Source organism: Bacillus sp. EB V-12 (assembly GCF_056158125.1).
This window is the reverse complement of the sequence record NZ_JBUXJL010000006.1, coordinates 296711-307046: the sequence shown is the minus strand read 5'-3', so window position 1 is coordinate 307046 and position 10336 is coordinate 296711. Positions and strand designations below refer to the sequence as shown.

At 36.6% G+C, this 10336-nt stretch carries 9 protein-coding genes; 6 read left to right on the top strand and 3 right to left on the bottom strand.

The genetic code is table 11. From position 1 onward, the window contains the following. Nucleotides 1-1023, bottom strand: a 1023-nt coding sequence (locus ACZDYH_RS20380) for a polyamine aminopropyltransferase (protein ID WP_474887062.1), incomplete at its 3' end; no start/stop codon positions are given. Between the two features lie 400 nt (nt 1024-1423). On the opposite strand from ACZDYH_RS20380, the gene ACZDYH_RS20375 reads away from it, so the two are divergent. The 5 genes from ACZDYH_RS20375 (at nt 1424) to chbG (ending at nt 5642) form a co-directional block, all read left to right on the top strand. Next, nucleotides 1424-1726 (top strand): PTS sugar transporter subunit IIB, encoded by a 303-nt coding sequence (locus tag ACZDYH_RS20375; RefSeq protein WP_001023567.1) that lies wholly within the window; start codon nt 1424-1426, stop codon nt 1724-1726. Between the two features lie 16 nt (nt 1727-1742). Beyond that, nucleotides 1743-3050, top strand: a complete 1308-nt coding sequence (celB, locus tag ACZDYH_RS20370; RefSeq protein ID WP_001168825.1) for a PTS cellobiose transporter subunit IIC — start codon at nt 1743-1745, stop codon at nt 3048-3050. Between the two features lie 182 nt (nt 3051-3232). Then, on the top strand, nt 3233-3556 hold the full coding sequence (locus ACZDYH_RS20365) for a PTS lactose/cellobiose transporter subunit IIA (RefSeq protein ID WP_000989055.1): 324 nt from the start codon (nt 3233-3235) through the stop codon (nt 3554-3556). 3 nt (nt 3557-3559) lie between these two features. Further along, entirely contained in the window at nt 3560-4885 is a 1326-nt protein-coding gene (gene celF, locus ACZDYH_RS20360) for a 6-phospho-beta-glucosidase (RefSeq protein ID WP_000145750.1), read from the top strand. A 52-nt stretch (nt 4886-4937) separates the two neighbouring features. Then, nucleotides 4938-5642 carry a chitin disaccharide deacetylase gene (chbG, locus tag ACZDYH_RS20355; protein ID WP_434713116.1) on the top strand — a complete coding sequence of 235 codons (705 nt, stop codon included), beginning with the start codon at nt 4938-4940 and terminating at the stop codon, nt 5640-5642. A gap of 39 nt (nt 5643-5681) precedes the next feature. On the opposite strand, the gene ACZDYH_RS20350 is transcribed toward chbG, so the two are convergent. Next, nucleotides 5682-6863 carry a chromate transporter gene (locus tag ACZDYH_RS20350; protein WP_000739648.1) on the bottom strand — a complete coding sequence of 394 codons (1182 nt, stop codon included), beginning with the start codon at nt 6861-6863 and terminating at the stop codon, nt 5682-5684. Nucleotides 6864-7050: 187 nt separating this feature from the next. Between ACZDYH_RS20350 and exsM the strand changes: the two genes are divergently transcribed. Next, nucleotides 7051-7464, top strand: a complete 414-nt coding sequence (gene exsM, locus ACZDYH_RS20345) for an exosporium regulatory protein ExsM (protein WP_000207046.1) — start codon at nt 7051-7053, stop codon at nt 7462-7464. Between the two features lie 184 nt (nt 7465-7648). On the opposite strand, the gene ACZDYH_RS20340 is transcribed toward exsM, so the two are convergent. Beyond that, nucleotides 7649-10324 carry a sigma-54-dependent transcriptional regulator gene (locus ACZDYH_RS20340; RefSeq protein ID WP_000820967.1) on the bottom strand — a complete coding sequence of 892 codons (2676 nt, stop codon included), beginning with the start codon at nt 10322-10324 and terminating at the stop codon, nt 7649-7651. Between the last annotated feature and the right edge of the window lie 12 nt (nt 10325-10336).

Below are 10336 nucleotides of genomic sequence, written 5' to 3'. Positions count from 1 at the left end.
GTTACGTTGTTCTAAATGTTCTTCTTTAAATTGAAATAAAGGAAAAAGAAGAGCAGGCAATGTTCGAGGAGTTGGTACTACATATAATTGTTCAATTTGATCGAGTACATGTGCAGAATTAGTAGCAAGATGAAATCCCCAGTCAGTTCCGAAAGAAGGAACGATTGTATGATAACTCTTCACAGTTAATCCAGCGTGTTCAATTGTATTACCGATACTCCAATATACTAGAGGTGCATCAGCAGGTGAATTAGATTGACAGACGAAAGCACCATCTTCTGTTAAGAATGTAGCTATACGAGCAAATAGTTCGCTTGTATATAAAGTACTTAATAATTCTGTCGCTGGGTCTGGAAAATCAATAATGATTACATCGTATAAAGATGAAGGTGAATTTAGAAATTCTTTTGCATCGCATACGTGCACGTTCACACGATTATCAAAAAAAGCATTTTTGTTTAAAGATACTATTTCTGGAACATTACGTGCCATATTAATCATTGCCTCGTCTAAATCAACAAGGTCTACATGTAGCACAGTTTCATATTTCAAAACTTCTCGTAAGGCAAGGCCATCGCCACCACCTAATATGAGAACACGTTTTGGATCGATTACTTTTGACATAATTGGATGTACAAGTGCTTCATGATAAATTTGCTCATCAACGGAACTGAATTGTAGTTGCTTGTCCAAGTATAAGCGAACATCGTTTACTTGGACTAAATTAATATTTTGATAATTACTCTTTTCTTCAAATAGGCTCGTATGTTCACCAGCTTGTATTTCCTTTAGAGAAATTTCATCCCACACATCTAAGCTGTGTGAATCTGTAGGTACTATAGTTACATTTTCCGATTGTACTTGCTTATCTTGCTTATTCTGCTCATCCTGTTTGTCTTGTATATCATGCTTGTCCTGCTGTTCTAGTTCAAATTTGTCAGAGTCTAATTCAGAACGCTTGTCTTTTTTATAGCTTGTTATTCTATAAATCTTTATTTTGCTTTGTTTTCTATGTTTTGGCATAGGAATCCCCTTTCGAATTGTGTTATTTTATTCTATTTTATGTAATTTAGTAGAGTGTGCTTGGACAATGGATAGAAGAGTGTGTTTAAGAGAGGTTTATTTTTCACTAGATTTTCACGCTAAAAAATTTTTTTAGTGTTTTTTTATTTTAAACACAACTAGACAACTAAACACTAATCTATTTTCATACAGTTATGTGTTAAAAGCGTGTTGTTTTATAACACACTGTGTGTTTTTTGGACGACACACTAATTGAAAGCGTTAACACACAAAGAAAACAGTCGAAAAAGCACTGATTTTAGTGGTTTTAAAAAGTTGGCACGCTAATTGCATTAATAAATAGCGTAAAGAAAAATAAATAAAACATAAATTTTTTATACTACACAAGGGGGATTTTCAAATGAATATTTTATTATGTTGCTCAGCAGGGATGTCTACAAGTTTACTAGTTACAAAAATGGAAGCGGCTGCAAAAGCTCGCGGTCTAGAAGGAAAGATTTGGGCTGTATCTGGGGATGCAGTAAAAACAAATATCGATCAAGCAGATGTATTATTATTAGGACCACAAGTTCGTTACATGCTTTCTTCAATGAAAACGCTTGCTGATGAGAAAAACGTTGGAATCGACGTTATCAATCCAATGCACTACGGCATGATGAATGGAGAAGCAGTTTTAGATCATGCATTAACACTTAAAAAATAATTAGGGGGGAAGCGAAATGCAAAAATTTATTGCATTTATGGAGAAATATATTGTTCCTGTCGCTGGTAAAATCGGGTCGCAACGTCATTTAGCTGCGATCCGTGACGGATTTATTGCAGTTATGCCACTTATTTTAGTTGGTGCACTGGCATCACTAATTAATGGTTTTCCGTCTGAGGCTTTCCAAGATTTCATGAAAGGTTTGTTTGGTGAAACGTGGAAACAAGTTGGCGGTGGAATGTGGACTGGTTCTTTCGCGATTCTAGCACTAATCATAGCATTTACAACAAGTTATAACTTAGCAAAATCTTACGGCGTTGATGGTTTGTCAGCAGGTATTATTTCATTTGGTGCGTTAATTATTCTTACGCCAACAACACCGAAAGAAGGCGGATTGAACTTAGCTTGGACAGGTGCACAAGGGTTATTCGTAGCAATTATTGTAGCACTCCTTGTTACTGAGGTATTCCGTTTCTTCGTACAAAGAAACATTACTTTTAAAATGCCTGATGGAGTACCACCAGCAGTTTTAAGATCTTTCGCAGCTATAGTTCCAGCATTTGTTATTTTAACAGTAGTTGCAGGTATTCAATTAGCAGTGAAATTAGCCGGTACAAGTGTTCATGAATTTATCTTTAATACGATTCAATCACCACTGCAAAGTTTAGCAGGGACATTACCAAGTGCAATTGTTATTGTACTCCTTGTTCATCTTCTTTGGTTCTTCGGTTTACATGGTCCAAATATCGTTGGTGGTATTATTGAGCCGTTATACTTACCAGCATTAGAGAAAAATATGCAGTTATTCAAAGGTGGCACATCTGCATTTGATGTTCCAAACATTGTTACAAAACCGTTCTTTGATACTTTCGTATATCTTGGTGGTTCTGGTGCGACATTAGCGTTCTTAGTAGTGGTATTACTTGTAGCAAAAAGTGCACAATTACGCGGTGTATCTCGTTTATCAATTGGTCCAGGTGCGTTCAACATTAACGAACCAGTAATCTTTGGTACACCAATTATTTTAAATCCAATTTTATTCTTACCGTTTATCCTAACACCAATTGTATTAGTAATTACTTCTTATACAGCTATATCGATTGGCTGGGTACCAAAAACAGTTGTGATGATTCCATGGGCAACACCACCAATTATTAGTGGTTATCTTGTAACAGGTGGACATCTTTCAGGTGCAATTCTACAGTTATTCAACTTTGTAATTGCGATGGTAATCTACTATCCATTTGTTGTATTGTGCGATCGTTCTGTTGTTCGTACTGAAAAAGCAGCAGCACAAGGAAATAATAATTCTGTACCTATGTAACATAGTAATTGTTCTCACAGACAACATAATCTGTGAGAACAATTACCTTTATATCATGTTCAAAAAGATGAAAAACATCTATATGAACACTAAACTATCATTAATAAATTCATACTTTAATAGACATGTTCAAACTGAAGGGGTATTTAAATCGGTTGAACCTTATAGAGAGGGCGGTAATTATGATGACTACAGCAGAACAAATTCCATTCCAATTGATTTTAAATAGTGGTAACGCACGAAGCTTTGCGATGGAGGCACTTCAATTTGCCAAACAGGGGAAAATGGCAGAAGCAGATGAAGCGATGGTAAAGGCGAAAGAAGCGATTAATGAAGCGCATCATTTTCAAACAGAGCTCATACAATCAGAAGCAAGAGGAGAAAAAACAGAGGTTAGTGTTCTTTTAATTCACGCACAAGATCATTTAATGAATGCGATTACAGTGAAAGAATTAGCAGCAGAGTTTATCGATCTTTATAAAAAGCTTGAAGCGAAAGGGGAATAAAGCATGACTGGAATTAAAATTGCTACAATCGGCGGTGGATCTAGTTATACACCAGAGTTAATTGAAGGATTTATTAAGCGTTATGATGAACTGCCTGTTCGTGAAATTTGGTTAGTAGATATCGAGGCAGGAAAAGAAAAGTTAGAAATCGTTGGTAACTTAGCGAAACGTATGGTGAAAAAATCAGGTTTACCAATCGAGGTACATTTAACACTTGATCGCCGTGAGGCATTAAAAGATGCTGACTTCGTAACAACACAACTTCGCGTTGGTTTATTAGAAGCACGTGCAAAAGATGAAGCAATTCCGTTAAAATATGATGTAATCGGTCAGGAAACGAATGGTCCTGGTGGTTTATTCAAAGCGTTGAGAACGATTCCTGTTATTTTAGATATTTGTAAGGATATGGAGGAGCTTTGTCCGAATGCATGGTTAATTAACTTTGCAAATCCAGCTGGTATGGTAACAGAAGCTGTCCTTCGTTATACAAATATTCAAAGAGTAGTTGGTCTATGTAACGTTCCAATTGGAATTCGTATGGGTCTTGCAAAATTACTTGAAGTAGATGCGAGTCGTGTTCACGTTGATTTCGCAGGTTTAAATCATATGGTATACGGACTAGATGTATACTTAGATGGCGTAAGTGTAATGGACCGTGTGTTAGAGCTTGTGACAGATCCAGAAAAACAAATTACGATGGAAAATATCGCAGCGCTTAACTGGGAGCCAGACTTTATTCGCGGACTTCGTGCGATTCCATGTCCATACCATCGTTATTACTACAAAACACGTGAAATGTTAGAAGAAGAGAAAGAAGCTTCTGTTGAAAAAGGTACACGTGCAGAAGTAGTAAAACAATTAGAAAATGATTTATTTGAGTTATATAAAGACCCGAACTTAGATATTAAACCACCACAATTAGAAAAACGTGGCGGAGCTTATTATAGTGATGCAGCATGTAGCTTAATTACGTCTATTTACAATAATAAAGGTGATATCCAGCCTGTTAATACACGAAACAACGGAACAATTGCAAGCTTACCACATGATTCTGCTGTTGAAGTGAACTGTATTATTACGAAAGAAGGTCCAAAACCAATTGCAGTTGGAGACCTTCCAGTACCAGTTCGCGGTTTAGTACAACAAATTAAATCATTCGAGCGCACAACAATTGAAGCTGCTGTTACAGGGGATTATCATAAGGCGCTGCTTGCTATGACAATCAATCCACTTGTACCATCAGATAAAGTTGCAAAACAAATTTTAGATGAAATGTTGGAAGCACATAAAGAGTATCTTCCACAGTTCTTTAAAAAGGTAGAGAAGTAAAAGCGGCGCTATTTAGCCCGCTTTTTTTCTTATATTAGTAGGAGGGATTCAAGTGATTCAATTAATCGTAAATGCAGATGATTTCGGGCTTACAGAAGGTACAAATTACGGCATTATTGATGGACATATAAATGGACTTGTAAATTCAACGACGATGATGATGAATATGCCAGGAACAGAGCATGCGGTACATTTAGCAAAAGAGTATAAAACGCTGGGAGTAGGAGTACACCTCGTATTAACAGCAGGGGAACCACTTCTTGGAGACGTACCATCACTTGTAGGTAGCGACGGATCGTTTCATAAACAAAGTGTTGTAAGGGAAGGGAATATAAATCCAGAAGAAGTTGAGAGAGAATGGACTGCTCAAATTGAGAAGTTTTTATCTTACGGATTAACACCAACTCATTTAGATAGTCATCATCATGTGCATGGTTTACCGATTTTACATGATGTTCTTAAGAGATTAGCGGCTAAATATAATGTTCCGATTCGTCGTTGTGAGGAAGATAGAGCGGTGCATCCATTTTCTGATGTGTTTTACAGTGACTTTTATGCGGATGGTGTGACGGAAGATTACTTTGTGAAGTTAAAAGAAAGAGTACAAGGTGAACAAACGGTAGAAATTATGGTTCATCCAGCATATATTGATCCAGAGCTTGTGAAGCGTTCTTCTTACGTAATGGATCGTGTGAAGGAATTGCGTATTTTAACAGAGAGTGAGTTGCCAGAAGGCATAGAGCTTGTGAAGTTTTAATAGAAAAAACGACGGCTACATCATGCCGTCGTTTTTTATTTATAAAATGGACAGAATATATCCGCCAAAGGCTCCCAGTATAACGATAACCCAAGGTGGTGTTTTCCAAAAAGCTAGTAAGCAAAAAAGAAGCGAAGCGAAAACGAAATCTGAAGCATTTATAACTGTACTCGTCCAAATAGGATCGTAAAAAGCGGCAATTAAAATACCAACAACTGCGGCGTTAACACCAAGTAGTGCGCCTTGTATGAATGATATTTTTCTCACACTGTTCCAAAATGGTAAAACACCAATAACGAGTAAGAAAGCAGGGAGGAAAATCGCAATTGTTGCGAGTGTTGCCCCAAGCGTCCCGTTTAATACTGCTCCTATATAAGAGGCGAATGTAAATAGTGGTCCTGGTACTGCTTGTGTTAATCCGTATCCAGCTAGGAACTGTTCTTTCGTCATCATTCCGTTTTGTACGAACTCACCTTCAAGAAGGGGCAGCACGACGTGTCCTCCTCCAAATACAAGTGCGCCAGAGCGATAGAAACTATCAAATAAAGCGATGTAATAAGAAAACGGTCTTAATATCGGTAGCAGTAGTAATAGTCCAAAGAATAAGACGAGACAAGAAACTGCTATCTTTTTTGAAATAGGTACTTTTATATTTTGAGATTGGCTAATTGGTTGGTTGCGATATAAAAACCAACCGATAAAGCCACATATTATAATAAGGATGACTTGTGTCCAACTACTTGGCCATAATAAGGCAATTGCGGCAGTTACAATCGCAATCGTCGCACGGTTGCGATCTGGAGTTAACTTTCGCGCCATTCCCCATATGGCATGAGCGACAATAGCTACTGCTACAAGTTTTAGTCCATGAATCCAGCCAGCACTTCCAAGATCGAACTGATTAAGGAATGAGGCGAAGAAAACCAAAACAAGTACAGACGGTAAAGTGAATCCAATCCATGAAATAATAGCTCCTAATAGTCCGCCTCTTAATAACCCAACCCCCATACCGACTTGACTGCTGGCAGGACCAGGAAGGAATTGACATAGCGCTACTAAATCTCCATAGCTTCGTTCATCCATCCATTTTCTTTTTTGCACGTATTCGTGGTGAAAATAGCCGAGATGAGCGACAGGACCGCCGAATGAAGTAAGTCCTAATTTAAATGAGACGAGAAAAATCTCTAATAATGTGTGAAAGATGTGTTTGTTTTTTTTCAAAATAACCTCCTAGAATGTTTTTCTATGTGCATTATACAAGAGACTTTCAATCTACAGGAACGATTTTAATGTAAAGATTTTGTGAATCTTTTCTTTGTAATTAAAATTGAAAAAGTCATAAATGATTATGTCTAAACCATAAAGTAGTAGAAGTAGTGCTGGGAAATTTATATAAGGAGAATGCCTTATGACAACACATTTCTTTGCCAGGTTAACAGGTAAGAGGGAAGTGCCTCCTGTAAATACAGAAGCTTTTGGGGTAGCAGAGTTTATTTTTAGTGATGATTTAACGAAATTGCATTACAGAGTAATACTAAAAAATATAGAAAAGGTTACATCGTGTCAAATTCATTTAGGGAAGTCTACTCAAATTGGTCCTGTTGTTTTATATTTGTATGGTCCACTGGAGCAAGGGATTAGTTTGAACGAGGGAAGTATTACTGGTGTAGTGAATGTAGAGGATTTTGAGGGACCTTTACAAGGGAAATCATTTGTACATTTACTTCAAGAAATTATTCAAGCAAATGTATATGTTAATGTCCATACGAAATCACAAAAAAGAGGAGAAATAAGAGGGCGAGTTAGAAAAGTAAAGAAGTAGAGGAAAAGGCTGTCCATATGTTGGAACAGCCTTTTCTCATTATATAAGGTGCTAGTTTTAGCGATTATTGTCGGTAAATCGATATGTTTTGAAAATCGCTGATATAATCTGAGTTGCGCCGATATAATCTGAGTTGCGCCGATATAACTCACGTTACGGTCGATATTTTTAAAAACGGCCTCAATTAATTTTTAACAGGCTGATTTTTAATAAAGAAGTCCATAACGTAAAATACTTCGTCATCAGGTATTTGTATTTCAAATGTATTTTCAATCGGTTGCAATGCTTTTTTTACTTTCATATACATCCAGTATTCATCTTGTCTTCTTTTCTCTTTATCAGGGTGAGGAAGAAGGCTTTCTCCTTTTTGAAGACGGTCAACCATACAGCTCATATGCAGAATAACCCCCATTAAGCTATCAGGAGTTAGCTGTAAGGAAATTAATTCTTGAATTGTATTTAATGCGTAACGAATTGTTTTAATCAGTAATGCCCCATCGTTACGCTGCATTTGTTGTTCAAGAATATCCGCCATTTTTGCATATGTTTCTTCATACGTAATTAATTCTTGAATGGGCTGAATCGCTGTGTAGTTTACGATGTCTTGGAAATGATATGTTAAGCACGGCACTTGCACATCGAAATTCGTGACGATACAAATGATATTACGCTCTTTTTTTATGTTCTCGATCATTTTCGTTAAATCTTTTTCATGGACGATACTAATCGGAATAATTTCAATTAAGTCTTTATCAAATCGTAAATAGTTCTCTAACATTTTTTGAATAGCTAAAGCACTTCCTTCACCAGTTAAACAAGCTGTTAAAATAACAGATTTCATTGGAGAGAGAGGTTTTTTCTTTTCTTCTTGTACGTTTAAGTAAAACGGTGTTAAATTTTTTACTGTTTCATACAGCGCATCTAATGAATAACCGAGCTGAGCTTTTCGAGCTGCTTCTAGTGCATGTGGTGTGCTCGTCATCGAGAGAACACGTACAGGGATTTTGAACTCCGTTTCTAATATGTCACCGATATAAGCAAGTGACCCCATATCGACAAGTAAGAGAAGCCCATTTACATTTTGTAGTGTTTTCATATACACTTTCACACGTTCCAAGAAATCTTTCGGTGATTCGTGTAACGGCATATCAATACCGGTTACTTCCTCAATGCCGAGAAGTTCGTTTGCAACGTTTGCCATTTCAGTTGCGATACCATTACCGTGTGCTAATATTAATACTTTTACTTCTGTTTGTGAGGCAGGAATTGGATCAACAACGAAGAACATTGTTAAAAAGCCAGCTTCATCAATAGGCATTGTTATTTGTAATTCTTCCTCCAGTAGTTGAATGCATTGCATAGCTACGGAAAAAGCTTCTTTATATTTCGTACGAATTTGATTTAATTGTGGGTGATGTATTTGTTTTCCGCTTTGTAAACGTTGTAGAGTTGTCTGTACATGTAAACTTAAAGCAAGAAATACTTTTTCATCAAACGTCTTAGATAAATGCTTTTCAGCAAGTTCCGCTATTTTTTCACATACGGAAACGATATTACGATCCACAATTTTAAAAACATTTTCATGGCTTGTTTTTTTGGATATTTGGTTAAAATATTGTACGAAAAAGCTTTGAACATCATTTTCTATTAGTAATTCTAATTCTTCCTCTTCAATACCACGTGCTTGAAGTTCTTCGTATTTATAGTCAATATAATCGTAAATAGAAGAGCGTTTTTCATCTTCTGTTTTATGATTACTCCAACCTTCCTCACCTGTAAATACAAATGTTTCATTTGGTATTTGGTATAAGTGACGGCTCTTCCTTTCAATGAACAACCCTTCTTTCATATACCAAGGTAAATCTGTACTTGAAACATAGACAGAATCACGTTTCTTTGTGACCAAATCAGAATAGGCTTTCGCACAGGCAATTTGAACATCTGTTTTTAATTGACCGATGTTATTGGGACAATTGTAAAAGACGAAAGCACGCATTGCATTTGGGCTAACGTGAATGTCTTTTCGCAGACGAATTGCTTCATTTGTGAAAAATAGCTGTAGTAAAGCAAAGCGCTCTTTATGTGTACGCTCACGAAGTGGTGGCAGCGTAACAGTCATCGGTATACGTCTTGTAAATGTTTTTAATAAAAATGAATTTGGTTCTTCTGTTGTTGCAGTAATGATTAATACTTGTGCTTTACGTTCGTTCTCTGTTTCTCCAAGGCGGCGGTATACTCCGCGGTCAATAAAGGTGAAAAGCATTTCTTGTCCCTCTGGAGGCAGGCGATGTACTTCATCTAAGAAAAGAATTCCTTCATGTGCTTTTTCAATTAACCCTTTTTGATCACTTGCTCCTGTATAAGCTCCTTTTTTAATCCCAAATAATTGCCCGAGTAGTAACTGTGGATTATTTGCATAATCAGCACAGTTAAAGACGATAAATGGTGCATCTTTGGGAAGCTGTTCAACTTCAATTGCATATTCGTGCATTAAAGAAGCAAACATAGACTTTCCGACCCCTGTTTCTCCCAGTAGTAAAGTATGCATACCGTTTGGAGGATAGAGAATAGAAGCTTTCGCTTTTTCAATTGCAATTTTAAGGCTCGTATTTTCAATTGCAAATGTATCCAATGAAGTTATGTCTTTTGAATGCGTTTCCAACGAAGTGTTCGTTTCTATGTAAAAACGAACAGGTCGCGTATTTGTTTTTAATAAACGTTTATCTTTTACAAGTTTGTTTAAATCGCTACTTACATTGGCGCGATCTAGTTGCAGAAATGTAGCGAGTTCTGATGCGGTTACACCTTCTGTATAATTGCCTTTTTGTATTGCGTTAAAAATGAGATCTATTCGTTTCATTTCTATTCACCT

Excerpts from the sequence above, each read along its gene's own strand:
- celB (WP_001168825.1), top strand. The coding sequence starts at position 1,743 with ATGCAAAAATTTATTGCATTTATGGAGAAATATATTGTTCCTGTCGCT.
- celF (WP_000145750.1), top strand. The coding sequence starts at position 3,560 with ATGACTGGAATTAAAATTGCTACAATCGGCGGTGGATCTAGTTATACA.
- ACZDYH_RS20340 (WP_000820967.1), bottom strand. The coding sequence starts at position 10,324 with ATGAAACGAATAGATCTCATTTTTAACGCAATACAAAAAGGCAATTAT.
- ACZDYH_RS20375 (WP_001023567.1), top strand. The coding sequence starts at position 1,424 with ATGAATATTTTATTATGTTGCTCAGCAGGGATGTCTACAAGTTTACTA.
- ACZDYH_RS20365 (WP_000989055.1), top strand. The coding sequence starts at position 3,233 with ATGATGACTACAGCAGAACAAATTCCATTCCAATTGATTTTAAATAGT.
- exsM (WP_000207046.1), top strand. The coding sequence starts at position 7,051 with ATGACAACACATTTCTTTGCCAGGTTAACAGGTAAGAGGGAAGTGCCT.